We start from the raw sequence: 23469 nt of genomic DNA on the forward strand, positions 1-23469 counted from the left end.
TTACGTGACGTACCCCATTGCGCCTGGTCAGGACCAGGCTTGCCGCTGCTCCGCGAATTACGCAACAATGGTGTTGTGAAATACACGGGACGCGCTGAGCGGACGCAGACGGCAGGCCCCACCGCGGGCCATGCCGCCGGCGCTCCCGGCGTGCCCGCACTCCCCGACGAGCAGCACGGCACCCGCAACAAGGTGGCGCGCTCCATCCTCGACCACGGACCGTCCACCGCTGCCGAGCTCGCCGAACGGCTGGAGCTGACGCAGGCCGCGGTCCGCCGCCACCTGGACGCCCTGGTCGCTGAGGGAGTGGTCGAGGCCCGCGCCCAGCGGGTCTACGGCGCCCGCGGCCGGGGCCGCCCCGCGAAGGTCTTCGCGCTGACCGACTGCGGCCGGGACGCCTTCGACCAGGCCTACGACCAGCTCGCCGCGGACGCGATGCGCTGGATCGCCCGGTCCGCCGGCGGCGGGGAGCGCGGCGAGGCCGCGGTGGCCGCGTTCGCCCTGGCCAGGGTCGAGGCGCAGACCGAGCGGTACCGCGAACGCCTGGCCCACGTGGCCCCGCAGGACCGCGCCCGCGCTCTGGCCGAGGCGCTCACCGAGGACGGGTACGCTGCCACTGCGCGCAGCGCGCCTGCTTCGACCGGCGAGCAGCTCTGCCAGCACCACTGCCCGGTGGCGCACGCCGCACAACAGTTCCCGCAGCTGTGCGAGGCGGAGACAGAGGTCTTCTCCCGCCTGCTCGGGACCCATGTGCAGCGGCTGGCCACCATCGCCCACGGCGACGGCGTGTGCACGACGTTCGTGCCCCGCGGCCCCGCGGACCCCGCCGGGCAGTCCACCGCACAGACCACCACAGCATCCGCAAGCACAGCCGGGAGGAACCCCGCATGACTCTCCCCACGGAGACCGCCCACCCCGAGCTCGATGGCCTGGGTACGTACGAGTACGGCTGGGCCGACTCGGACACGGCCGGCGCCGCCGCCAAGCGCGGCCTCTCGGAGGAGGTCGTGCGTGACATCTCGCAGAAGAAGTCCGAGCCGGAGTGGATGCTCAAGCTCCGCCTCAAGGGCCTGAAGCTGTTCGAGAAGAAGCCCATGCCCAACTGGGGCTCCGACCTCTCCGGCATCGACTTCGAGAACATCAAGTACTTCGTGCGGTCCACCGAGAAGCAGGCGCAGTCCTGGGAGGACCTGCCGGAGGACATCAAGAACACCTACGACAGGCTGGGCATCCCCGAGGCGGAGAAGCAGCGCCTCGTCGCCGGCGTCGCGGCCCAGTACGAGTCCGAGGTCGTCTACCACCAGATCCGCGAGGACCTGGAGCAGCAGGGTGTGCTCTTCCTCGACACCGACACCGCGCTGCGGGAGCACCCGGAGATCTTCCAGGAGTACTTCGGCACCGTGATCCCGGCCGGGGACAACAAGTTCTCCGCGCTGAACACCGCGGTGTGGTCCGGCGGCTCCTTCATCTACGTGCCGCCGGGCGTGCACGTGGACATCCCGCTGCAGGCCTACTTCCGGATCAACACCGAGAACATGGGCCAGTTCGAGCGCACGCTGATCATCGTCGACGAGAACGCCTACGTGCACTACGTCGAGGGCTGCACCGCGCCGATCTACAACTCCGACTCGCTGCACTCGGCCGTCGTGGAGATCATCGTGAAGAAGGGCGGCCGGTGCCGCTACACGACGATCCAGAACTGGTCGAACAACGTCTACAACCTGGTCACCAAGCGGGCCGTGGCCTACGAGGGCGCGACCATGGAGTGGGTCGACGGCAACATCGGCTCCAAGGTCACCATGAAGTACCCGGCCGTCTACCTGATGGGCGAGCACGCCAAGGGCGAGACCCTGTCGGTCGCCTTCGCCGGTGAGGGCCAGCACCAGGACGCCGGCGCCAAGATGGTCCACATGGCGCCGAACACCTCCTCCAACATCGTCTCCAAGTCGGTGGCCCGGGGCGGTGGCCGCACCTCCTACCGCGGCCTCATCGAGATCGGCGAGGGCGCGCACGGCTCCAAGTCCAACGTGCTGTGCGACGCGCTGCTGGTCGACACCATCTCGCGTTCGGACACCTACCCCTACGTGGACGTCCGCGAGGACGACGTGACCATGGGCCACGAGGCGACCGTCTCCAAGGTGAGCGACGACCAGCTGTTCTACCTGATGAGCCGCGGCCTGGCCGAGGACGAGGCGATGGCCATGATCGTCCGAGGTTTCGTCGAGCCGATCGCCAAGGAGCTGCCGATGGAGTACGCCCTGGAGCTGAACCGGCTGATCGAGCTGCAGATGGAGGGCTCGGTCGGCTGACGCCGCCCGCCCTTCCGCACCTGCCACCCCGACCCACGAGAGAGAGCACGACGACAGCCATGGCTGAGGCCCAGAACCCGCCCGCGGACCAGCGACAGACCGCGGTCCAGGGCGGACCCCCTCCGGCGGGTGCCACCACCTCCGGTTCCATCGCGGTGGCCGCCGAGTCGACCGTCGCCACCCGGATGAGCGCGGAGCCGTCCTTCGACGTCGCCGACTTCCCCGTGCCGCACGGCCGCGAGGAGGAGTGGCGGTTCACGCCGCTGGACCGCCTCAAGGGCCTGCACGACGGGACGGCCGAGGCCTCCGGCACGCTGAAGGTGGAGATCTCCGCCCCCGACGAGGTGAGTGTCGAGACGGTCGGACGGGACGACGCCCGTCTCGGCCGGGCCGGCAAGCCGGTCGACCGGGTCGCCGCCCAGGCGTTCAGCTCCTTCGAGAAGGCAACGGTCGTCACCGTGCCGCGCGAGGCCGTGCTGGCCGAGCCGATCCGCGTCTCCCTGCACGGAGAGGGCGGCGTCACCTACGGGCACACCGTCTTCGAGCTGGGCGCCTTCGCGGAGGCCGTGCTCGTGCTGGACCACACCGGCGACGCGGTGCGGGCCGCCAACGTCGAGTACGTGCTCGGCGACGGCGCCAAGCTGACCGTGGTGTCCGTGCAGGACTGGGACGACTCGGCCGTGCACTGCTCGCAGCACAACGCGCTCGTCGGCCGGGACGCCAGCTTCAAGTCCGTGGTCGTCACCTTCGGCGGCGACGTCGTCCGGCTGCACCCGCGGGTCAACTACGCGGGCCCCGGCGGTGAGGCCGAGCTGTACGGCCTGTACTTCACCGACGCCGGCCAGCACCAGGAGCACCGCCTGCTCGTCGACCACGACAGCCCGCAGTGCCGCAGCAACGTCGCCTACAAGGGCGCGCTGCAGGGCGAGGGCGCGCACGCGGTGTGGATCGGCGACGTGCTCATCCGCAAGGCCGCCGAGGGCACCGACAGCTACGAGCTGAACCGCAACCTGGTGCTCACCGACGGCGCCCGCGTCGACTCGGTGCCCAACCTGGAGATCGAGACCGGTGAGATCGCCGGTGCCGGCCACGCCTCGGCGACCGGCCGGTTCGAGGACGCCCAGCTGTTCTACCTGATGTCCCGCGGCATCCCCGCCGACGAGGCCCGCCGCCTGGTGGTGCGCGGCTTCTTCGCCGAGCTGGTCCAGCAGATCGGCCTGCCGGACGTGCAGGAGCGCCTGCTCGCCAGGATCGACGCCGAGCTGGAAGCGTCCGTGGCATGAGTGAGTTCGTCCGCGTCGCGCGGCTCGCCGAGCTGGAGATCGACACCCCGAAGCGGGTGGAGGTGGACGGCGTGCCCGTCTCGCTCGTGCACACCGAGGGCGAGGTGTTCGCGATCAACGACATCTGCTCGCACGCGAACGTCTCCCTGTCGGAGGGCGAGGTGGAGGACTGCGCGATCGAGTGCTGGCTGCACGGCTCCAGCTTCGACCTGCGCACCGGCAAGCCCTCCGGCCTGCCCGCCACCCGGCCGGTGCCCGTATACCCCGTAAAGATCGAAGGAGACGGCCCCGAAGCGGCCGTGCTCGTCTCCGTCACCCAGGAGTCCTGAAGCCCCATGGCAACCCTTGAGATCCACGACCTGCACGTCACCGTCGAGGCCGAGAACGGTCCCGAAGAGATCCTGCGGGGTGTCGACCTGACCGTGAAGCAGGGTGAGACGCACGCCATCATGGGCCCCAACGGCTCGGGCAAGTCCACCCTCGCCTACTCGCTGGCCGGCCACCCCAAGTACACCGTCACCGGTGGCACCGTCACGCTCGACGGCGAGAACGTGCTGGAGATGTCCGTCGACGAGCGCGCCCGCGCGGGCCTGTTCCTGGCCATGCAGTACCCGGTCGAGGTCCCCGGCGTCTCGGTGTCCAACTTCCTGCGCACCGCCGCCACCGCCACCCGCGGTGAAGCCCCCAAGCTCCGCACCTGGGTGAAGGAGGTCAAGGAGGCCATGCAGCGCCTCCAGATCGACCCCGCCTTCGCCGAGCGGAACGTCAACGAGGGCTTCTCCGGCGGTGAGAAGAAGCGCCACGAGATCCTCCAGCTCGAGCTGCTCAAGCCGAAGGTCGCGGTGCTCGACGAGACGGACTCCGGTCTGGACGTCGACGCGCTGCGGGTGGTCTCCGAGGGCGTGAACCGGGTCCGCGAGTCGGGTGAGGTCGGCACCCTGCTGATCACCCACTACACGCGCATCCTGCGCTACATCAAGCCCGACCACGTGCACGTGTTCGCCAAGGGCCGCATCGTGGAGTCCGGCGGCGCCGAGCTGGCGGACAAGCTCGAGGCCGAGGGCTACGAGCAGTACACCGGTACGCCCGGTGCGTGACGCGCCCCCGGCCTTCTGGCCGGACGCGGGTGCGACGCCTGTGACGCGACGCGGCACGGGCCGAGAGACGAACGGAGAAGTGGGAGCGTGACACAGCTGCCGGGCCTGCTCGACACCGAGGCGATCCGGAAGGACTTCCCGATCCTGGACCGCGTGGTCCACGACGGGCGGCGGATCGTGTACCTGGACAACGCGGCGACCTCGCAGAAGCCGCGCCAGGTGCTCGACGCGCTGAACGCCTACTACGAGCGGCACAACGCCAACGTGCACCGCGGAGTGCACGTGCTCGCCGAGGAGGCCACGGCGCTGTACGAGGGCGCGCGGGACAAGGTCGCCGCCTTCATCAACGCTCCGAGCCGCGACGAGGTGATCTTCACCAAGAACGCCTCCGAGTCGCTCAACCTCGTGGCCAACATGCTCGGCTGGGCCGAGGAGCCCTACCGGGTCGACCAGGACACCGAGGTCGTCATCACGGAGATGGAGCACCACTCCAACATCGTGCCGTGGCAGCTGCTCTCGCAGCGCACCGGCGCGAAGCTGAAGTGGTTCGGCCTCACCGACGACGGACGGCTCGACCTGTCGGCGATCGACCAGGTCATCACCGAGCGCACCAAGATCGTCTCCTTCACGCTGGTGTCCAACATCATGGGCACGGTGAACCCGGTCGAGGCGATCGTCCGCCGGGCCCAGGAGGTCGGCGCGCTCGTCCTGATCGACGCCTCGCAGGCGGCCCCGCACATGGTGCTGGACGTGCAGGCGCTGCAGGCGGACTTCGTCGCCTTCACCGGCCACAAGATGTGCGGGCCGACCGGCATCGGCGTGCTGTGGGGCCGCCAGGAGCTGTTGGAGGACCTGCCGCCGTTCCTCGGCGGCGGCGAGATGATCGAGACGGTCTCGATGCACTCCTCCACCTACGCGCCGGCGCCGTACAAGTTCGAGGCGGGCACCCCGCCGATCGCGCAGGCGGTCGGACTGGGCGCGGCCGTGGACTACCTCTCCTCCATAGGGATGGAGAAGATCGCGGCGCACGAGCACGCCCTCACCGAGTACGCGGTCCGGCGCCTCCAGGAGGTGCCCGACCTTCGCATCATCGGGCCCACCTCCGCCGAGGACCGCGGCGCGGCGATCTCGTTCGTGCTGGGCGACATCCACCCGCACGACGTGGGCCAGGTGCTCGACGAGCAGGGCATCGCGGTGCGGGTGGGGCACCACTGCGCCCGGCCGGTGTGCCTGCGGTACGGAATTCCTGCGACCACGCGAGCGTCGTTCTATCTGTACTCCACGCCGGCCGAGGTCGACGCCCTGGTCGACGGGCTGGAGCACGTACGGAACTTCTTCGGATGAGGGCGGTCTGACCCGTGAAGCTGGACTCGATGTACCAGGAAGTGATCCTGGACCACTACAAGCACCCGCACGGGCGCGGGCTGCGCGACGGCGACGCCGAGGTGCACCACGTCAACCCCACGTGCGGTGACGAGATCACGCTGCGGGTGCGGTACGACGGCGACACGATCGCCGACGTCAGCTACGAGGGGCAGGGCTGCTCCATCAGCCAGGCCAGCGCCTCGGTGCTGAACGAGCTGCTGGTGGGCAAGGACCTGGCCCGGGCCCGCCTGGTCCAGGAGACCTTCCTGGAGCTGATGCAGTCCAAGGGGCAGCTCACCCCGGACGACGCCATGGAGGACGTGCTGGAGGACGCCGTCGCCTTCGCCGGGGTCTCGAAGTACCCGGCCCGGGTGAAGTGTGCTCTGCTGAGTTGGATGGCATGGAAGGACGCCACCGCCCAGGCGCTGGGCGACGCCGCGCTGAAGGAGAAGGCATGACCGAGACCACGACCAAGCCGGCGAGCGAGGAAGAGGTCCGCGAGGCCCTCTACGACGTCGTCGACCCCGAGCTGGGCATCGACGTCGTCAACCTGGGGCTCATCTACGGCATCCACGTCGACGACTCCAACATCGCCACCCTGGACATGACGCTCACCTCGGCGGCCTGCCCGCTGACCGACGTCATCGAGGACCAGGCGAAGTCGGCGACCGAGGGCATCGTCAACGAACTGAAGATCAACTGGGTCTGGATGCCGCCGTGGGGCCCGGACAAGATCACCGACGACGGCCGCGACCAGCTGCGCGCCCTCGGCTTCAACGTCTGAGGCACGCGAGCCCACCGCGGTACGACCGACAGCACCGCCGCGCCCCGACCGGGCGCGGCGGTGCTGCGTCGTGCGCCCGCCGCGGATTGCGGGACAGCCCTTGCGTTCGGGCAACGGCCGGGTTCGGCCGGTGGCCGTGACCTATCGGCCGTGCCGGGCGTTGTGCCGGGCATGAAGAAGCGAAGCATGGCCGCCGTTGCCTCCCTCGCCGCCGGTGTGGTGGCCTCCCTGGTCGCTCCCACCCCCGGTGGCCACGACGACAAGCCCGCCGGTGCCGCGCCGGCGCCGGTCAGCCTGCCGGATCTCGCCGGTGTCACCGACTCGCTGCCGACCGACGCGCTGCCCACCGACTCCCTGCGCTCGAAGGACGCGCTGCCCTCGATGGACAGCCTCCCCTCCACCGGCGGACTCGGCTCCGCAATCCCCCGCGCCTGACTTCTCGCCTTCGCCTGAAACACCGGGCCGCGGCCGGTCACCGACCGCCGCGGCCCGGTCATGTGTACAGCTGTACCTATTGATGCGTACAGTTGTACACATGGTTTACCTCATGCTCTCCAGCGCGATCTTCGCCGAGGTCCTGGCGACCACCTCCATGAAGTACAGCGACGGCTTCACCCGCCTGTGGCCGTCCCTCGGCACGGCCGTCGGCTACCTCATCGCCTTCTACCTGCTGGCCCAGACCCTCCGGACGATGTCCGTGGGCACCGCCTACGCGATCTGGTCGGGCGCCGGTACCGCCTCGGTCGCCGTGATCGGCATGGTCTTCATCGGCGAGGCCGTCACCGCTGCCAAGATCGCCGGGCTGCTGCTCGTCATCGCCGGCGTGGTGATGCTCAACCTCGACGGAGCCCACTGATGGCCCGCCGCCACGACCCCGAGCGCCGGCAGCGCATCATCGACGCCGCGCTGCGGGTCGTCGCCCGGGACGGCATCGCCGGGCTGGGCCACCGCGCGGTGGCCGCCGAGGCGGACGTGCCGCTCGGCTCGACGACCTACCACTTCGCGGGCCTCGACGACCTGCTGGTCGCCGCCCTGCGCCAGGCCAACGACGCGTGGCTGGACGGCATCCGCCGGTGGGAGGCGGAACTGCCGCCGGGAGCACCGTTCGCCCGGGCCCTGGCCGAACTGATCGTGCACAAGCTCACCGCCGATCGCACCCGCGCCGCCCTGGAGTACGAGCTGTACCTCGCCGCGCTGCGGCACGAGAGTGTGCGCCCGCTCGCCGCGGAGTGCCTGGACGAGCTGACGGTCCTGCTGCGCCGCCGTACCGGCGACGACACCACCGCCCGCGCCCTCACCTCCCTGATGGACGGCCTGATGATCCAGTCCCTGCTGACCGGCCGCCCCTGCGAGGTGGACGAACTGCGCACCCTGATCGCCCGCCTGCTCGGCTGACCGCGGCCCGCCCACCCCGCGGTCCGAGCCGGCCACCCGGGCCACCCCTCCTCAGCGTGCGACCCGTGCGCACCCCGTACCCGCCCCGCCGGAGCCCGCGGCGTGAGACCGGTTCGCTTCCGCCGGGCACCTGCGGCTAGGTTTTTGCCATGACCGATGCAGCCACCACCCGTACCACCGGCGCCGTCGCCGCCGGGCTCGCCACCATCGCCGCCGACGGAACCGTTCTCGACACCTGGTTCCCCGCCCCCGAGCTGACCGCCGACTCCGGCCCGTCCGGCACCGAGCGCCTGACGGCCGAGCAGGCCGCTCAGGCACTGGGCGAGGCCGCCCCCGACGCGCTGGGCACCGACCCGCTGCGCGGCGTGGAGACCGTGGCCGTGCGCACCACGATCAGCTCGCTGGACGAGAAGCCGCTGGACGCGCACGACGCCTACCTCCGCCTCCACCTGCTCAGCCACCGACTGGTCCGCCCGCACGGGCAGAGCCTGGACGGCGTCTTCGGTCTGCTCGCCAACGTGGCCTGGACGACGCTCGGCCCGGTACCGGTCGACAGCCTGGAGCAGGTGCGCCTCGCCGCCCGGGCGGCGGGAAGGCACCTGGCGGTGACCAGTGTCGACAAGTTCCCCCGGATGACCGACTACGTCGCGCCCAAGGGCGTGCGCATCGGCGACGCCGACCGGGTCCGGCTCGGCGCGCACCTCGCCGAGGGCACCACGGTCATGCACGAGGGCTTCGTCAACTTCAACGCCGGCACGTTGGGCACCTCCATGGTCGAGGGCCGGATCAGCGCCGGGGTGGTGGTCGGTGACGGCTCCGACATCGGCGGCGGCGCGTCGATCATGGGCACGCTGTCCGGTGGCGGCAAGCAGACCGTCTCCATCGGCGAGCGCTGCCTGCTCGGCGCCGAGGCCGGCATCGGCATCTCGCTCGGTGACGACTGCATCGTGGAGGCCGGCCTCTACGTGACGGCCGGCACCCGGGTCACGCTGCCCGACGGCAAGATCGTCAAGGCGGTCGAGCTGTCCGGCGCGGACAACCTGCTGTTCCGCCGCAACTCCACCAGCGGCGCCGTCGAGGCGCTGCCGCGGTCCGGTTCGTGGGGCGGTCTCAACGACGCGCTGCACAGCAACAACTGACAGATCCCCGGAACGCCGCCGACCGCACCCGGCCGGTGTGTCAGGCACCGCTGCAGGCCCGTGACCGCCGACCGGCACGGGCCTGCGGCTGACTTGGTTAGGCTGGCCCGATGAGCGATCTGGTGGCCGGCCTGAGGTACTTCGGTCGGGGACAGCGCTGGGTGGCCGGGCACGGCCGCTGGTACGGGTTCGGGCTGCTGCCCGGCCTGATCGCGCTGCTGCTGTACACGGGTGCCCTGGTGCTGCTCGGCATGCAGGCGCCGGAGATCGCGCAGTGGGCGACGCCGTTCGCGGACTCCTGGTCCGCCGGGTGGCAGTCGTCGCTGCGCACCCTCTTCGCGGCGCTGCTCTTCGTGGCGGGCCTGCTGCTGGCGGTGCTCACCTTCACCGCCGTCACGCTGCTCATCGGCGACCCGTTCTACGAGTCGCTGTCGGAGCACGTGGAGGCCAGCCAGGGCAGCGTGCCCAAGAGCACCGACCGGCCGCTGTGGCGGGAGTTGTGGATCTCGGTCTGCGACAGCGTGTACGTGCTGCTGCGGGCACTGGCGTTCGTGGTGCCGCTGTTCCTGCTCGGCTTCGTACCGGTGATCGGGCAGACCGTCGTGCCCGCGATCGGCTTTGCCGTCTCCGGCTTCTTCCTCACCGTGGAACTGACCTCGGTGGCCCTCCAGCGCCGCGACGTGCCCGTCCGCGACCGGCTGGCGCGGCTGCGGAAGCGCAAGGCACTCGCGGTGGGCTTCGGGGTGCCCCTGGTGCTGTCCTTCCTGGTGCCGCTGGCCGCGGTGTTCCTCATGCCGGGCGCGGTGGCCGGAGCCACGCTGCTGGTACGGGACCTGCTCGCCGAATCGGACGGCCGGCCCGCCGCGCCGAAGTCGCCGGGCGGCCCGTGGCAGGCCGACCCGCCACCCTCCTTCGGTCCGCCGCCGCCTTCGTTCGGTCCGCCCGCCGGACCGCCGCTCAGCCGGCCGCCGTCCTGAGGGCCTCGGTCAGCCGCTCGGTCAGCGTGCCGTCCGCGGGCAGCAGCGGCCCGCGCACCGGGCCGCCGGGCAGGCCGGCGGCGGCGAAAAGGGCCTTGACGGCGACGGCGCCGGAGGTCGCGCTGAGTACGGCGTCGACCAGCGGCAGCAGTACCAGGTGGCGGCGGGCCGCCTCCGCGTGGTCGCCCCGGTCGAAGGCGTCCAGTACAGCCCACACCAGCGGGCCTGCGACATTGGCCACCGTGCTGACCCAGCCGTGGGCGCCGAGGGCGCGCAGCGCCAGGTTGCGCTCGTCGCTGCCGGAGTAGCAGGCCAGGCCGGACGAGGCGAGGACCAGGCCCGGCGCCAGCAGATCGTGGCCGCCGTCCACGACGCCGCGCACCCGGGGGTGCTGGGCCAGGCCCAGCAGCGTCCGCACGGGCAGCGCCGCCGCGCCGGGAGGGGCGGGGGTGTGGTGCAGCAGCACGGGCAGGCTCGTCGCGTCGGCCACGGTGCCCAGGTGATGGGCGGCCTGCTCGGGAGTGGTCCGCGGCTCACCGGGAGGAGACAGGAGCAGGCCGACTGCGCCCGCCTCCTCGCAGGCGCGGGCGAGTTCGCCCGCCTGACGGGTGCCGCCGGTGCCGCCGACCGCGGCGGTCAGCGCGGCCCGGTCGCCGACCTCCGCCGCCACCGCCCGCAGCAGCGCCGACTTCTCCGCGTCGGAGGTGGTGGCCCCCTCGCCCACCGCCGTGTTCAGCACCAGCGCGTCGCAGCCGCCGCGGTCGACGAGGTGTGCCGCCAGGCGGCGCGCACCGACCGGGTCGAGCGCTCCGTCCGAGCGGAAGGGGGTGATCATGGCGGCGGCACGGCGGCCGAAGGGTTCCGGGCTCATGCCAGGAGTCTGGACCCGGAGCTTCCGGCGCGTGCACCTGGGGGCGGGTATCCGGTGCGGAGGCCTCCGCACCGAAACGTGGGTGGGAGCCCGCCTCGCAGGCGGGCACACGCTGCCCGCCTGCGAGGCGTCGCCGCGGGGAGGCGGCGCGTCAGGGCCGGGCGGCCAGCGCCTCGACCCTCCTGAGAGCTGCCGCCTACTGCCGGCAGCCGCGGATGCCGGAAGGGCCCGGCATCCGCGTCCCATCGGGGCGGTCCGGTAGGGCCGCCCCCGACGGGATCAGGGGACGAAGCGCAGCACCTGCGGGTCGTGGTCGCTCGCCTGGTCGGCGAACTCCGCGTTGTTGTGCACGATGTCGTAGTCGAAGCGGCGGATGCCGGGGGAGACCAGCGTCTGGTCCAGGACCTGGGAGTTGCCCTGGAAGACGTAGGTGTAGCGCTCCTTCGCCGGCAGCGACTCGACCGCGCTGCGCAGCACGCCGCCGGCGGTCAGCGCCTTGGTGGTGCCGGAGAACTCGAAGTCGTTGATGTCGCCCAGCACCACGTAGCGGGCGTTGCGCTCCACCGCGCGCAGGTCCTTCACGAACGTGTTCACGGCACGTGCCTGGGCCAGCCGCTGCACCTCGGAGGAGCGGACCGGCGGCTGGATGCGGCCGTGCAGGGGCTGGTCGCCGCCCTTGGAGTTGAAGTGGTTGGCGATGACCACCACCGGCCGGCCGCGGAAGCGGAACTCCCCGGCGAGCGGCTTGCGGCTGTTCTGCCAGGCGGCGTCGGCCGGCGCGACGCGGCCGGGGGAGTGGGTGAGCGCCGCCCGGCCCTTCTGCTTGAACACGCCGGCCGCGGTGGTGGCGTCGCCGCCGGGCCGGTCGGTGAACGACACCCGGGCGGGGTTGAACAGGAAGACGTTGCGGATGTTGCCGCCGGGCTGGCCGCCGTCCGCCTTGTCCTGCGGGTCGATGCCGCGCCAGTCGTAGCGCGGGCCGCCCGCGGCGACGATCGCGTCGGCCAGCGTCTGCAGGGTGCGCTCGGCGCCGACGGTGCCGTCGTCGACCGGGCCGGAGTCGTCCTGGATCTCCTCCAGGGCGAGGATGTCGGGGGTGGCGAGGTCGCGCACGACGCCCTCGGCGAGCCGCCGGAACTTCTCCGCGCTGTCGGCGGGCGACAGGTTCTCCACGTTGTAGGTGGCCACGGCCAGCTCCGCGGCCCGCTGCTTGCGGGTGGTCTCCCGCTTCAGGCCGCGGGACTTCACGGTGCCCAGCTCGCGGGCGGCCAGCAGGTAGCCGCCGAACTGGTCGTAGTCCAGCGGGCCGGCGGTGGTGCCGGTGAGCCGGTCGCCGACGTCCGCCACCGGGAACGGCTGCTGGGCCGCCGGGGTCAGCGAGGTCACCTTCAGGCGGCCGGAGTTCTGCGAGGTGTAGGAGCCGTACCGGGTCCCGCCGCGAACGGTCGGGTTGTCCTGCGGTCGGACGGTGACCCACAGGTCGTGGTAGGGGGAGGTGGCGCCCACCACGCGGGCGTCGCGGATCTCCACGTGCATGCCCTCCAGCGACTCCAGCCGGTCGAGCGCGTAGCGGGCCGGGCGCAGGGGCAGCGCGTCGATGCTGCTGTCCTCGGCGCCGGCGGGTGCGTAACGGGCGGGCAGGGTGCGGGAGTCCAGCACCACGGGGGCCGGCAGGGGGTTGCCGGAGGAGACCACCGTCACCTGCGGCGCGGATATCTGGGTCCCGGACTGGTTGCCCGAGTTGACCCCGCCCGGGGTGAACTCCCCGACCCGGCCGCTGACCAGGACCGAGTCCCCTGGGGCGACGGTGAGGGCGGCCGAACCGGTGAAGACGAAGATGCCCTCGCTGGTGGCCGGATCCCGGTCCGGACGCGGGTCCTGCATCCAGAAGCCGCGCGAGCCGTAGGTGCGGACGCCGATCACGATGCCCGGCACGTCGGTGACGGTGGTGCCGCTGAGCGGCGAGACGCGGGTGCTGCCCTGGATGTCGTGGATCCGCGTGGTGCCGGAGTCGGCAGCGGGCGCGGCCACGGCCTGGGCGGACAGCAGCGAGGAGGCCAGCGCGGTGACGGTCAGCGCACCGAGCGCGGCATGGCGACGAGTGGTCAAGGGGTCCCTCCGGGGACGGCGGTATGGGGCACCGGGACAAGCCGGAACAGGGGAGTGTGGGACTTCTACGCGCGTAAAACTCGCGGACCCGGGGTCAGTTGTCAAGGGACGCCGGGTGGACGCGGGGAGGCAGCCGGGCGAACCCGGCGGGGCACTGCAAATCCGTCTAGGCTGGGGCACTGCCACCTTCACAGCCCATCGAGGAGCCCTGCCAGCCATGTCCGGTGACGACCGTCTCCCCATGCCGCCCGTGCTGCTGCCCGCCGCCGCCGAACTGGCGCGCGCCGCACTCTCGTCGCCCCTGCTGACCAGGTCCGCGCAGCTCGCGCGCTGGGCCGGCGAGGGCATCCGGGTCGGTGCCGGCGGTGAACTCCTCGGCGAGCAGCTGAAGTCGGCCGCCGCGGAACTGGGCCTGGGCGCCGACGCGGACGGCCCCGCACTGGCCGCGGAGGCCTGGAGCCTCGCGGTCGACACCGGGCTGGTGGAGATCGAGGAGGACGCCGACGCCGAGCCGTCGCTGGAGAGCGACGAACCGGTCGGCACGGCCACGCCCGGTGAGGAACTGGGACTGCTCACCGCAGGCAGCCCGGGTGACGTGCTGGAGATCTGGCTGGGCGCGCTGGAGACGGTCCTCGCCGACGCCGCCACCCCGAACCTGGAGGACCTGCTGTCCGGCTTGGAGGGCGCGGTGGCCGAGGACGGCAGCGTCGACCCGGACGCCTTCGACCCGGAGGACCTGGAGTGGGACCCGGAGGAGGAGGCCGCCTTCCTCGACGGTGCGCTCGGCAACCTGTACCTGCTGACGGCCACCGATCCGGCCGTGCTCGCCGGGGAGCCCGTGCCGCTGCCGGTGCTCGCCGCGTCGATGGTGGTGCCCGACGGGGCGGAGGGCGTCGAACCCACCGACGACGTGCTGGAGGAGGTCTCGGCGGTGATGATGCGCCTGGACGAGCAGTTCCGGCTGCTCGCCCCGCTCGGCGCGCTGGAGTACCGGCCGGTGGACGAGGAGCTGATCCGTGGCGCCGACGAGGAGGACCCCGACGCCGCCGACGCGGCCGGCGAGGAGGACCCCGAGCGTTACGGGCTGGTGCGGCTGACGGCGCTCGGCGTCTACGGCGTGCGCGCCCGGATGCTGGACGCCGGCCTCACCGCGCCGGCCGTGGGAGACCTGGCGGACGCCGACGCGGCGGAACTGCTCGGTGTGCTGCCCGCCTACCCGGAGCCGGCCGCCCAGGCGGAGCTTGAGCAGTGGCTGGACGGGCGGGACCGGCTGCAGGCCGCCCGCGACCTGCTGGACGCCGCCCGCGGCGAGGACCCGCTCGCGCCGCGCCGCCGCCTGCTGTGCCAGCAGGCGCTGTCCCTGGTCGACACGGCGGCCGAGCCGGCGCTGCGCGAGGTGCTCGACGACGGGCAGCTGGGCGGTCTGGCCCGGGTGTGGCTCGCCGAGCACGGCATCACCGACGTGCCGCCGCCGGGGGAGGAGCTGGTCTTCTGGCTGACGGTGGACACCCTCGCCGCGCAGCTCGGCGGCCCGCAGGAGGAAGCCGGGGCGGAGGAGCTGCGCGAGCTGGTGCAGGGCCTGGCCGACCAGCACAGCGGCTTCTTCGACAAGGTGTGGCGGGTCCCGCACCCGGCGACGGCCGAGGTGCTGGACGCCGTCGCACGGCTGCACCCGGACCGTGCGGCGGCCAAGGAGGCCCGCAAGGCGGCCTACCGGGCCCGCTCTCGCGCCTGAGCGGGGCCCTGCGGTTTCCCGGCTGCCCGGCGTGCCACCGGCCGTCGGCCGGAGTTCAACCCGTGTTCGCCCGTGGGGCCGACGCTGAGCGGAACGCCATCGTCGCACTCAGAGGGAGAAGCGATGCCGCTCAGCCGCAGGGAGTTCGCCCGGACGTCCGCCGCCGTCGCCGGAGCGGGCATCGCGCTCACCGGGAGCGTGGGCACGCTGACCGCCGCGCCGGGGGCGGTTGCGGGCGCCCGCCCGCAACTGGGGTACGGGCCGCTGGTCCCCGACCCGGACGGTGTGCTGTCGCTGCCGGCCGGCTTCAGCTACCGGGTACTGGCTGAGACCGGCCGCACCCGGCTGGAGACGGGCGAGCCGACTCCGTTCAAGCCCGACGGCACCGGCTGCTTCGCCGGCACCCGCGGGGCCGACGTGCTGGTCGTCAACCACGAGCTGAAGGGCCCGCACGGCGACTGGGAGCACCCGGTGCCGCGCCTCGACGGCTTCGTCTACGACCCGGCCGCGGCCGGCGGCTGCACAGTGGTGGAGGTGGACCGGCGCGGCGGTGAGGTCAGGCAGCGGGTCGGCATCGCCGGCACGTCCACCAACTGCGCCGGTGGCACCACTCCGTGGGGCACCTGGCTGACGTGCGAGGAGAACTCCGACCGGGCGGGCGAGAACGGCATGACCCGCGACCACGGCTACGTGTTCGAGGTGGACCCGCTCGACGTCCGCGCCAACCGCGACCCGCGCCCGATCAAGGCGCTGGGCCGGTTCGACCACGAGGCGGCGGTGGTGGACGTCCGCCGCGGCCACATCTACCTCACCGAGGACGACAAGCAGCCCAACGGCCTGTTCTACCGGTGGGTCCCGCCACGCGGGTTCCGCCACGGGCGGGGCAGGCTGCGGACCCTCGCGGACGACGCGGGCACGCTGCAGACGATGAGGTGCTTCGACTCCGGCGGCAGGTTCGTGGAGGACCTCTCGCACGCCGCCCGCGCCGGCGTGGTCTACGGCGTCGACTGGGTCGACGTGGCGGACCGGGACGCCCGGGAGGTGCCGGTGCGCCGCCAGTTCGCGGACCGTGCCGTCACCCGGGGCCGCAAGCTGGAGGGCATGTGGTGGGGCGACGGCGGCGCCTACTTCGTGTCCTCCTACGCCCGTGACGAGGCACCGGGCGGTGTGCCGCACGACGGCCAGGTCTGGTTCTACGACCCGGGGCGGCGCACCATCACGCTGAAGGTGCTGCTCCAGGTGAACCCGGACCCGGCGAACGGCGGCCTGGACGGCCCGGACAACATCACCGTCTCCCCGCACGGCGGCCTCATCATCGCCGAGGACGGCGAAGGCCTCCAGCACCTGTTCGGCGCGACCGACGACGGCCGGACGTACCCCCTGGCCCGCAACGAGGTGAACCTGGGCACCGAGGAGGAACCGGAGTACCAGGAGTTCACCGGGGTGTGCTTCTCACCGGACGGGCGCACGCTGTACGCCAACATCCAGGAGCCCGGCATCATGTGCGCCATCACCGGGCCCTGGCAGCGCCGCGGTTGACGCCCCCGCACCGCCCCGCACGCGCCGCCGCACCCGGAAAGCGCACGGGTGCGGCGGCGCGTGCGGTCGGGCTCAGAGCGCCTGGCCGCCCGGCTTGACCATGCCGCGCACGGTCCGGGCGTCGAGGAACTCGCCGAGCGCGGTCATCTGCCACTCGCCGGTGAACTGCCGCACGAACTTGCACATCAGCACCGCGGTGCGCGGCTCCGCGCCGGTGAGGCTGTAGCGCACCAGCTCCTGGCCGCGTTCGTCGAGCAGCCGGCAGTAGGCCTTGGCGACCTCGGAGAACTTCTGTCCGCTGAAGGAGTTGACGGTGAAGACGAGCCCGGTGACCTCCGGGGGCAGCCCGTCGAGGTGCACGGTGATGGACTCGTCGTCGCCGGCGCCCTCACCGGTCAGGTTGTCGCCGGAGTGCTGGACCGCGCCGTTGAGGATGGCCAGCTTGCCGAAGTAGCAGGCGTCGATCTTCTTGCGGTTCGCGTCGTAGGCGATCACCGAGGCGTCCAGGTCGATGCTCTTCCCCTGGAACGCCGGCTCCCAGCCGAGGCCCATCACCAGCGCCGAGCGCAGCGGCTGGTTGTTCTTCACCAGGGAGACGGTCTGGTTCTTCCGCAGGTCGACGCGGCCCTTGTCCAGGTTGATCGGGCCCCCTGCCGCCGGGGCCGGGGCCGGGGCGGGTGCCGGTGCGGCGGCCGGCGGCGTCGGCGCCGCAACCGGTGCGGCGGGGGTCGGGGCGGGGGCCGGCGCGGGTTCCTCGACGGTGACACCGAAGTCGGTGGCGATGCCCGACAGGCCGTTCGAGTAGCCCTGCCCGACCGCGCGCACCTTCCAGGCGCCGCCGCGCCGGTACACCTCGACGACGACCACGGCCGTCTCCGCACCGAGCCGCGGCGGCGTGAAACTGGCGACGACCGCGCCGGTCGCGGCGTCGCGCACCGTGCCGGTGGGCTCGGTGCCCGCGAACGTCGCCCCCGCCGTGTCCAGGCTGGCGGTGACGACGATCTTGTCGATGTCGGCGGGCACGGCGGCGGTGTCCACCGTGATGGTGTCGGCGCTGCCGCCGCCGCTGTGCGTCACACCGGGTGCCGCGGGCTGGTTGTAGAAGACGAAGTCTGCGTCCGAACGGACCTTGCCGTCGGCGCCGACGAGCAGACCCGACACGTCCAGCCGCACCGGAGCGGAGACGTCCACCGCCACACGGGCGACGGGCAGGGCGAGGTTCGAGCCGGGAGTCATAGCGGTCATGCCCAGCGTAACGACCGGTGACGGCAGGCGGTTCCACCCGATCCGGTCGCCGCAGGCCGCCCCGCCGCGCGCGGCGCCGGCGGGGCCGCGGGTCACCGGGTGCCGGTCAGATGCGCGTACACCACCACGTTGCCCTGGTAGCCCTCGGCCGCGGAGTAGCCGCCGCCGCAGGTGATGACACGCAGCTCAGGGCGCGACGACGGCCCGTAGACCTTGTCGTCTGGGAAGTCCTCGCGGTCGTGCACCTCCACCGCGTGGATGGTGAAGACCGCCGACCGGCCGTCCGCCCGGTCCACGGCCACGGTGTTGCCCTTCTTCAGCGAGCCCAGTCCGTAGAACACGCTCGGCCCCTCGGTGTTGTCCACGTGGCCGGCGATGATGGCGGTGCCGGGCGCGCCGGGGGAGGTGCCGTCGCGGTACCAGCCGGTGAGGTTGGCGTCCGCCTCCGGAGGGGTCTGCAGGCTGCCGTCCCGCTCCAGGCCGAGACCGGTGACCGGGGCGTCCACCGAGATCGCCGGGATGCGCACCCGCACGGGCACCGAGGACGGCAGCGGCTCCACCCCGCTGGGCTTCTCGGCCCGGTCCGGCCGTACCGCCTCCGCCGGGGAGGGCTGCGGCGGCGAGCTGTCCTCGGGGCTGTTGTCGATCAGCCACACACCCGTGCACAGCCCGAGCGCGGTGAGGGTGGCGGCCACGGTCTCCCGGCGGCGGTGCGATCGGTCCATGGAGCCCTCCTTCCGGCAGGGGCCGGGGCGGCGCGAGGGGCGGCGGAGCCCGGCGGCGGTTCCCCCCGGGCGGGTCGGGACCCGCGGGCCCCCGACCCGCCCGGGTGCGCGGCGCGACGGGTTCCTACGGCCGCTGCTCGCCGCGCCGCCGCAGGAACCAGACGCCGCCCGCGGCGGCGACCAGCAGGGTGGCGGCGCCCGCCAGCAGCTGACCGCCGCCGGCCGGGTCCGCGGTGCTTCCCGTACCGGTCCGCACCGGGCCGCTGGGCGCCGGGGCGGCACTGTGCGAGGCCGAGGGCGAGGGCGAGGGGGAGTGCGGCGCGGGGGCGGCGTTGACGGTGAGCGTGGCCGAGAACGCCGAGGAGCCGCCCGGCACACTGGTGCAGGCGCCCTTGACCGCGTAGCTGCCGGGCTTGGCGACGGTGGTGGCCTGGCCCCAGAACCGCCCTTCCTGGCCGGTGGGCTTGAGCGTGAGGGGACCGTCCCGGAAGCCGTCCGACTGCACGACGGTCGGGCTCGGCGCGTTGTAGGCGGTGCAGTCCACCCGGACCTCCACGACGCCTCCCGCCGTCACGGCCGGCGGTGAGAGCGACACGCTCGCACCGCTGACGTCCTCCTGGGCGAACGCGGAGGAAGCCGGAACGGCGAGCACGGCTATGGACAGGGCGGCACCGGTGAACACACTGACGGATCGCATGAGCTGCTCTTCCTCCTTCGAGCGCGGCTGCGGCGTCGGGGGGCCGCTGCACAGGGACCGGGCCGCACTCGGTATCAGTCGAGCCAACCGCCGACCCGAGCCCCCCGCGAGCCGGCGCACCCCGGGACTGCTCCGAACGCGTGCGCCGGGTGCCGCAGCCGCGGCGTCCCGTGCCAGCTCAGCCGGGGTGCGCTGCGCCGTACGGGTGAGACGTGGCAAACGGGGGTCCCCCGCCCGGCGGAGGAGCCCGGCGCAGGAGGCCAGGCCGACCCGCGTTCCCGGCGCTCCCGGCAGGCGTGACACACCGGTAACCCAACCCGGCCGCCGACCAGGCAGAATCCCCCCTCGGACCCGTAACCCCGCACGCGTACGCGCCGAGGAGACCCATGTCGTCGCCGCCCACCACCCGCTTCGAACCCCTCGACCGGTACTTCCGGATCTCGGAGCGCGGTTCCACCCTCGGCCGGGAGACCCGTGGCGGCTTCGCCACGTTCTTCACCATGGCCTACATCCTGGTGCTCAACCCGATCATCCTCAGCGGCGCCACCGACGTGAACGGTGACCAGCTCTCCTACTCGCAGCTGGTCACCGTCACGGCCCTGGTGGCCGCGGTGATGACCATGCTGATGGGCGTCACCGCCAACCTGCCGCTGGCGCTCGCCGCCGGACTGGGCCTGAACGCCATGGTGGCGTACCAGATCGCGCCGCTGATGACCTGGCCCGACGCGATGGGCCTGGTGGTGCTGGAGGGCATCCTGATCTGCCTGCTCGCGGCCACCGGGCTGCGCGAGGCGGTGATGCACGCCATCCCGGTGGCGATGAAGCAGGCCATCAGCGTCGGCATCGGCCTGTTCATCGCCTTCATCGGCATCATCAACGCCGGGTTCGCCACCCGCATGCCCGACGCCGCCGGCACCACCGTGCCCGTGCAGCTGGGAGCCGGCGGCGAGCTGAGCGGCTGGCCGGTCCTGGTGTTCTGCCTGGGTGTGCTGCTGACGCTGGCGCTGCTCGCCCGGGGAGTGAAGGGTGCCATCCTGATCAGCATCGTCGCGATGACCGTGCTGGCCGTCGTGATCAACCAGTTCGCCGACATCGAGGACGCCTCCTGGGGCCTCACCGTGCCGGGGCTGCCCAGCGAGATCGTGGCCGCCCCCGACTTCGGGCTGCTCGGCGCGTTCAGCCTGTTCGGCGCCTTCGCCGAGGTCAGCGCCATCACCGTGGTGCTGCTGGTCTTCACGCTGTTCCTGACGGACTTCTTCGACACCATGGGTACCGCCGTCGGGGTGACCAACGAGGCCGGACTGCTCGACGAGCAGGGCCGGGTGCCGCGCCTGGGCCGACTGCTGTTCGTCGACGGCCTGGCAACCGTGGCCGGAGGCGCCGCGTCCGGCTCGTCGAACACCTCCTACATCGAGTCGGCGGCCGGCGTCGGCGAGGGGGCCAGGACCGGCTTCGCCAACCTCGTCACCGGCGGCCTGTTCGTGGTGGCGCTGTTCCTCGCGCCGCTGGCCGCCGTCGTCCCCGGCCAGGCCGCCGCCCCCGCGCTGGTGGCGGTCGGCTTCCTGCTGATGACGCAGGTGCGGCACATCGACTGGACGGATCTGAGCATCGCGATCCCGGCCTTCCTCACCATCACCGTGATGCCGTTCACCTACTCCATCACCAACGGCATCGGCGCGGGCTTCCTCGCCTACGTGCTGCTGAAGGCCGTGCTGGGCAAGGCCCGCGAGGTGCACTGGCTGCTGTGGGGCACGGCCGCGCTGTTCGTCGTCTACTTCGCCATCGACCCGATCCAGCAACTGCTGGGCGTCGGCTGAGCCGCAACCCCGTACGTCCTCCCGGCCCGCAGGCCCCCGCGGGGCGGGAGGTGACGCCCCACCAGCCCGTCAAACCTCCCCCCGCACCACGGGGTTGGGCGGCGGCGGCGCCGGGACCGCCGCTGCCGCCCCTGTTGACCCTCCCGTGCGCGCGGTCGTACCGTCCCAAGCAGTCCATCCCCCCACCGGGACGCCGTGCCGCGTCCCGTCGCACGCCGAGCCGGACGGGAGAGCCGGGCGGAACCGGAAGAGCAGCGGAACTCCCGGCTTGCGGACCGCAGTCGGAGAACGGCCCGCAAGCCGGCCGGACGTCGTCCATCCGTGCGGTTGGCGACGGTCCGCAGGCCCCGCACGGGTGTCGCGGCGCCGTTCCGGCGACCGGGCGCACCATTCTGCTCACCCGGGTGACCGCCGGACTCCGGAACGGGCGCCGCATCGAAGTGAGGACCGAAGATGACCGAGGACCGTCCCGTCTTCCCCGAACACGACCCCGACGACGTCAGCTCCAACCCCTCGGCCAACCGGCCCTTCCGCGAGGTGGCCGCCGCGGCGCTGACCCGCCGGGACGCGCTGCGCGGCGGTACCGCGGCTGCCGCCGGGTTCCTCGCCCTGGGCACCGCGTCGCTGCCGGGCACCGCGGCGGCGGCGCCGGCACCCGCCGCGTCCCGGCCCGGCCGCGGCCTGCTCGGCTTCCGCCAGGTCCCGCCCGGTGACGCCGACACCGTGACCGTGCCCGACGGCTACCAGGTGCAGGTCCTCATCCCGTGGGGCACGCCGATCCAGCCCGACGGACCGGCCTGGCGCAAGGACGCCTCCAACAGCGCGGCCGAGCAGGCCCAGCAGATCGGCATGCACCACGACGGCATGCACTTCTTCCCGCTGGGCGGCCGGAGCGACCGGGGCATGCTCGTCCTCAACCACGAGTACGTCCAGCCCGCGCTGCTCTACCGGGACGGCGACGCGGAGATGACCCGGGAGAAGGTCGCCAAGGGACTGGCCGCGCACGGCGTCAGCGCGGTGGAGATCGCCCGCCGCGGCGGGCGCTGGCAGGTCGTCGCCTCGCCCCGGGCCCGCAAGGTCACCGGCGACACCCCGGTGGCCTTCTCGGGCCCCGTCGCCGGGCACCCCGCGCTGCGCGCCGCCGGGCCCGCCCGCGGCACCCTCAACAACTGCTCGCACGGCGTCACCCCGTGGGGTACCTACCTGACCTGCGAGGAGAACTGGAACTCCTACTTCGGCACCGACGACCCGTCCTGGGCGCCCTCACCGCAGCAGGCCCGCTACGGCGTCAGCAAGGAAGGCTTCGGCTACCGCTGGCACCGGGCCGACCCCCGGTTCGACATCGCCGTGAACCCGAACGAGGTGAACCGCTTCGGCTGGGTCGTCGAGATCGACCCGATGAACGCCCGCGCCACCCCCGTCAAGCGCACCGCGCTCGGCCGCGTCAAGCACGAGGGCTGCACCATCACCGTCTCCCGCGGCCGGATCGTCGCCTACATGGGCGACGACCAGGACGGCGAGTACGTCTACAAGTTCGTCGGGTCCGGCCCCTGGCGGATGCACCGGGCACTGGGCCGCAGCCCGCTCGACCACGGCACGCTCTACGTCGCCCGCTTCGACGACGACGGGTCCGGCACCTGGCTGCCGCTGGAGTTCGGCCGCGGACCGCTGACCTCGGCCAACGGCTGGCGGGACCAGGCCGACGTGCTGCTGCGCACCCGGGAGGCCGCCGACGCGGTCGGCGCGACCCGCATGGACCGCCCGGAGTGGACGGCCGTCAACCCCCGCAACAACGACGTCTACTGCACCCTCACCAACGGCAGCGGCCACCCGGGCGAGGCCAACCCCCGCACACCGAACCCGTACGGGCACATCATCCGCTGGCGGGAGAAGCACGGCGACAACACCGCCACCACCTTCCGCTGGAACATCTTCGTCCTGGCCGGCGACCCCGAGCGCGACGACCGCGTCGAGCTGGGCGACAACCTCTTCGGCTCACCCGACGGGCTGTGGTTCGACCCGCAGGGGCGCCTGTGGATCCAGACCGACGTCTCCAACTCCTCGCAGAACCTGCCGGAGAAGGGGTACGACCGGATCGGCAACAACGCCATGCTCGCCGCCGACCCCGCGACCGGTGAGATCCGCCGCTTCCTCGTCGGCCCGCGCGGCTGCGAGATCACCGGCGTCGTCACCACACCCGACCAGCGGACCATGTTCGTCAACGTCCAGCACCCGGGGGAGACCACGCCGGCCTGGGGCGAGGCGACCGCGCAGAACCCGCGGGCGGTCAGCAACTGGCCCGACTTCGACCCGCAGGGCCGGCCGCGGTCCGCGACCCTCGTGATCCGCCGCACCGACGGCGGACGCGTCGGCGGCTGACCG

At 72.7% G+C, this 23469-nt stretch carries 22 protein-coding genes; 17 read left to right on the plus strand and 5 right to left on the minus strand.

Annotated elements, in window-relative coordinates:
* Window positions 1-75 precede the first annotated feature (75 nt).
* The 13 genes from QNO07_RS12395 (at window position 76) to QNO07_RS12455 (ending at window position 10349) form a co-directional block, all read left to right on the plus strand.
* The gene (locus QNO07_RS12395; protein WP_502961824.1) at window positions 76-891 is read left to right on the plus strand and encodes a helix-turn-helix transcriptional regulator; all 816 of its coding nucleotides are present in this window, start codon (window positions 76-78) and stop codon (window positions 889-891) included.
* Window positions 888-2309, plus strand: coding sequence for a Fe-S cluster assembly protein SufB (gene sufB / locus QNO07_RS12400; protein WP_283991871.1), 1422 nt, complete (start codon window positions 888-890; stop codon window positions 2307-2309). Before QNO07_RS12395 ends, sufB begins: the two co-directional genes overlap by 4 nt.
* Before the next feature lie 59 nt (window positions 2310-2368).
* Complete coding sequence (gene sufD / locus QNO07_RS12405) at window positions 2369-3592, plus strand: Fe-S cluster assembly protein SufD (RefSeq protein ID WP_283991873.1); 1224 nt, start codon at window positions 2369-2371, stop codon at window positions 3590-3592.
* The gene (locus tag QNO07_RS12410; protein WP_283991875.1) at window positions 3589-3921 is read left to right on the plus strand and encodes a non-heme iron oxygenase ferredoxin subunit; all 333 of its coding nucleotides are present in this window, start codon (window positions 3589-3591) and stop codon (window positions 3919-3921) included. The genes sufD and QNO07_RS12410 overlap by 4 nt, the downstream gene beginning before the upstream one ends.
* A 6-nt stretch (window positions 3922-3927) precedes the next feature.
* Complete coding sequence (gene sufC, locus QNO07_RS12415; protein WP_283991876.1) at window positions 3928-4689, plus strand: Fe-S cluster assembly ATPase SufC; 762 nt, start codon at window positions 3928-3930, stop codon at window positions 4687-4689.
* A gap of 87 nt (window positions 4690-4776) precedes the next feature.
* Complete coding sequence (locus QNO07_RS12420; protein ID WP_283991877.1) at window positions 4777-6033, plus strand: cysteine desulfurase; 1257 nt, start codon at window positions 4777-4779, stop codon at window positions 6031-6033.
* Window positions 6034-6047: 14 nt separating this feature from the next.
* Window positions 6048-6512 carry a Fe-S cluster assembly sulfur transfer protein SufU gene (gene sufU / locus QNO07_RS12425; protein WP_283991878.1) on the plus strand — a complete coding sequence of 155 codons (465 nt, stop codon included), beginning with the start codon at window positions 6048-6050 and terminating at the stop codon, window positions 6510-6512.
* Complete coding sequence (locus QNO07_RS12430; RefSeq protein ID WP_283991879.1) at window positions 6509-6838, plus strand: metal-sulfur cluster assembly factor; 330 nt, start codon at window positions 6509-6511, stop codon at window positions 6836-6838. Before sufU ends, QNO07_RS12430 begins: the two co-directional genes overlap by 4 nt.
* 186 nt (window positions 6839-7024) lie before the next feature.
* On the plus strand, window positions 7025-7273 hold the full coding sequence (locus tag QNO07_RS12435; protein WP_283991880.1) for a hypothetical protein: 249 nt from the start codon (window positions 7025-7027) through the stop codon (window positions 7271-7273).
* 100 nt (window positions 7274-7373) lie between these two features.
* On the plus strand, window positions 7374-7694 hold the full coding sequence (locus QNO07_RS12440; protein ID WP_283991881.1) for a DMT family transporter: 321 nt from the start codon (window positions 7374-7376) through the stop codon (window positions 7692-7694).
* Window positions 7694-8233, plus strand: coding sequence for a TetR/AcrR family transcriptional regulator (locus QNO07_RS12445; protein ID WP_283991882.1), 540 nt, complete (start codon window positions 7694-7696; stop codon window positions 8231-8233). The genes QNO07_RS12440 and QNO07_RS12445 overlap by 1 nt, the downstream gene beginning before the upstream one ends.
* Before the next feature lie 149 nt (window positions 8234-8382).
* Window positions 8383-9372, plus strand: a complete 990-nt coding sequence (gene dapD, locus QNO07_RS12450) for a 2,3,4,5-tetrahydropyridine-2,6-dicarboxylate N-succinyltransferase (RefSeq protein ID WP_283991883.1) — start codon at window positions 8383-8385, stop codon at window positions 9370-9372.
* A gap of 110 nt (window positions 9373-9482) precedes the next feature.
* Window positions 9483-10349 carry an EI24 domain-containing protein gene (locus QNO07_RS12455; RefSeq protein ID WP_283991884.1) on the plus strand — a complete coding sequence of 289 codons (867 nt, stop codon included), beginning with the start codon at window positions 9483-9485 and terminating at the stop codon, window positions 10347-10349.
* Here QNO07_RS12455 and QNO07_RS12460 read toward each other — a convergent pair.
* On the minus strand, window positions 10330-11220 hold the full coding sequence (locus QNO07_RS12460) for a dihydrodipicolinate synthase family protein (protein ID WP_283991885.1): 891 nt from the start codon (window positions 11218-11220) through the stop codon (window positions 10330-10332). The two genes, QNO07_RS12455 and QNO07_RS12460, sit on opposite strands and share 20 nt — an antisense overlap.
* 279 nt (window positions 11221-11499) lie before the next feature.
* Window positions 11500-13329, minus strand: coding sequence for a DUF8508 domain-containing protein (locus tag QNO07_RS12465; RefSeq protein ID WP_283991886.1), 1830 nt, complete (start codon window positions 13327-13329; stop codon window positions 11500-11502).
* A 217-nt stretch (window positions 13330-13546) separates the two neighbouring features.
* On the opposite strand from QNO07_RS12465, the gene QNO07_RS12470 reads away from it, so the two are divergent.
* Together QNO07_RS12470 and QNO07_RS12475 are read left to right on the plus strand one after the other, a co-directional pair.
* Window positions 13547-15064, plus strand: a complete 1518-nt coding sequence (locus QNO07_RS12470; protein ID WP_283991887.1) for a hypothetical protein — start codon at window positions 13547-13549, stop codon at window positions 15062-15064.
* A gap of 123 nt (window positions 15065-15187) precedes the next feature.
* A complete protein-coding gene (locus QNO07_RS12475) occupies window positions 15188-16603 on the plus strand; it encodes an alkaline phosphatase PhoX (protein WP_283991888.1) in 1416 nt (471 codons plus the stop codon).
* A 72-nt stretch (window positions 16604-16675) separates the two neighbouring features.
* Here the strand turns inward: QNO07_RS12475 and QNO07_RS12480 are convergent, their stop codons facing one another.
* The 3 genes from QNO07_RS12480 to QNO07_RS12490 form a co-directional block, all read right to left on the minus strand.
* On the minus strand, window positions 16676-17848 hold the full coding sequence (locus tag QNO07_RS12480; protein WP_283991890.1) for a TerD family protein: 1173 nt from the start codon (window positions 17846-17848) through the stop codon (window positions 16676-16678).
* 92 nt (window positions 17849-17940) lie between these two features.
* Window positions 17941-18573 carry a class F sortase gene (locus QNO07_RS12485; RefSeq protein ID WP_283991891.1) on the minus strand — a complete coding sequence of 211 codons (633 nt, stop codon included), beginning with the start codon at window positions 18571-18573 and terminating at the stop codon, window positions 17941-17943.
* Window positions 18574-18697: 124 nt separating this feature from the next.
* Window positions 18698-19270 carry a GVDTG sorting domain-containing protein gene (locus tag QNO07_RS12490; RefSeq protein ID WP_283991893.1) on the minus strand — a complete coding sequence of 191 codons (573 nt, stop codon included), beginning with the start codon at window positions 19268-19270 and terminating at the stop codon, window positions 18698-18700.
* Between the two features lie 386 nt (window positions 19271-19656).
* Here QNO07_RS12490 and QNO07_RS12495 point away from each other — a divergent pair, with 386 nt between their 5' ends.
* Both QNO07_RS12495 and QNO07_RS12500 read left to right on the plus strand, forming a co-directional pair.
* Window positions 19657-21087: an NCS2 family permease gene (locus QNO07_RS12495; RefSeq protein WP_283991894.1), complete on the plus strand. Its 1431-nt coding sequence runs from the start codon at window positions 19657-19659 to the stop codon at window positions 21085-21087.
* 453 nt (window positions 21088-21540) lie between these two features.
* Window positions 21541-23466 (plus strand): PhoX family protein, encoded by a 1926-nt coding sequence (locus QNO07_RS12500; RefSeq protein WP_283991896.1) that lies wholly within the window; start codon window positions 21541-21543, stop codon window positions 23464-23466.
* Window positions 23467-23469: the final 3 nt, after the last annotated feature.

It is taken from the genome of Streptomyces sp. 549 (assembly GCF_030124175.1).
In the GTDB taxonomy this organism is placed as follows: Bacteria; Actinomycetota; Actinomycetes; order Streptomycetales; family Streptomycetaceae; genus Streptomyces.

Excerpts from the sequence above, each read along its gene's own strand:
- QNO07_RS12460 (WP_283991885.1), bottom strand. The coding sequence starts at position 11,220 with ATGAGCCCGGAACCCTTCGGCCGCCGTGCCGCCGCCATGATCACCCCC.
- QNO07_RS12435 (WP_283991880.1), top strand. The coding sequence starts at position 7,025 with ATGGCCGCCGTTGCCTCCCTCGCCGCCGGTGTGGTGGCCTCCCTGGTC.
- QNO07_RS12500 (WP_283991896.1), top strand. The coding sequence starts at position 21,541 with ATGACCGAGGACCGTCCCGTCTTCCCCGAACACGACCCCGACGACGTC.
- QNO07_RS12430 (WP_283991879.1), top strand. The coding sequence starts at position 6,509 with ATGACCGAGACCACGACCAAGCCGGCGAGCGAGGAAGAGGTCCGCGAG.
- QNO07_RS12490 (WP_283991893.1), bottom strand. The coding sequence starts at position 19,270 with ATGCGATCCGTCAGTGTGTTCACCGGTGCCGCCCTGTCCATAGCCGTG.
- sufD (WP_283991873.1), top strand. The coding sequence starts at position 2,369 with ATGGCTGAGGCCCAGAACCCGCCCGCGGACCAGCGACAGACCGCGGTC.
- dapD (WP_283991883.1), top strand. The coding sequence starts at position 8,383 with ATGACCGATGCAGCCACCACCCGTACCACCGGCGCCGTCGCCGCCGGG.
- QNO07_RS12495 (WP_283991894.1), top strand. The coding sequence starts at position 19,657 with ATGTCGTCGCCGCCCACCACCCGCTTCGAACCCCTCGACCGGTACTTC.
- QNO07_RS12440 (WP_283991881.1), top strand. The coding sequence starts at position 7,374 with ATGGTTTACCTCATGCTCTCCAGCGCGATCTTCGCCGAGGTCCTGGCG.
- QNO07_RS12455 (WP_283991884.1), top strand. The coding sequence starts at position 9,483 with ATGAGCGATCTGGTGGCCGGCCTGAGGTACTTCGGTCGGGGACAGCGC.
- QNO07_RS12410 (WP_283991875.1), top strand. The coding sequence starts at position 3,589 with ATGAGTGAGTTCGTCCGCGTCGCGCGGCTCGCCGAGCTGGAGATCGAC.
- QNO07_RS12480 (WP_283991890.1), bottom strand. The coding sequence starts at position 17,848 with ATGACCGCTATGACTCCCGGCTCGAACCTCGCCCTGCCCGTCGCCCGT.
- sufC (WP_283991876.1), top strand. The coding sequence starts at position 3,928 with ATGGCAACCCTTGAGATCCACGACCTGCACGTCACCGTCGAGGCCGAG.
- QNO07_RS12470 (WP_283991887.1), top strand. The coding sequence starts at position 13,547 with ATGTCCGGTGACGACCGTCTCCCCATGCCGCCCGTGCTGCTGCCCGCC.
- sufB (WP_283991871.1), top strand. The coding sequence starts at position 888 with ATGACTCTCCCCACGGAGACCGCCCACCCCGAGCTCGATGGCCTGGGT.
- QNO07_RS12485 (WP_283991891.1), bottom strand. The coding sequence starts at position 18,573 with ATGGACCGATCGCACCGCCGCCGGGAGACCGTGGCCGCCACCCTCACC.
- QNO07_RS12475 (WP_283991888.1), top strand. The coding sequence starts at position 15,188 with ATGCCGCTCAGCCGCAGGGAGTTCGCCCGGACGTCCGCCGCCGTCGCC.
- QNO07_RS12445 (WP_283991882.1), top strand. The coding sequence starts at position 7,694 with ATGGCCCGCCGCCACGACCCCGAGCGCCGGCAGCGCATCATCGACGCC.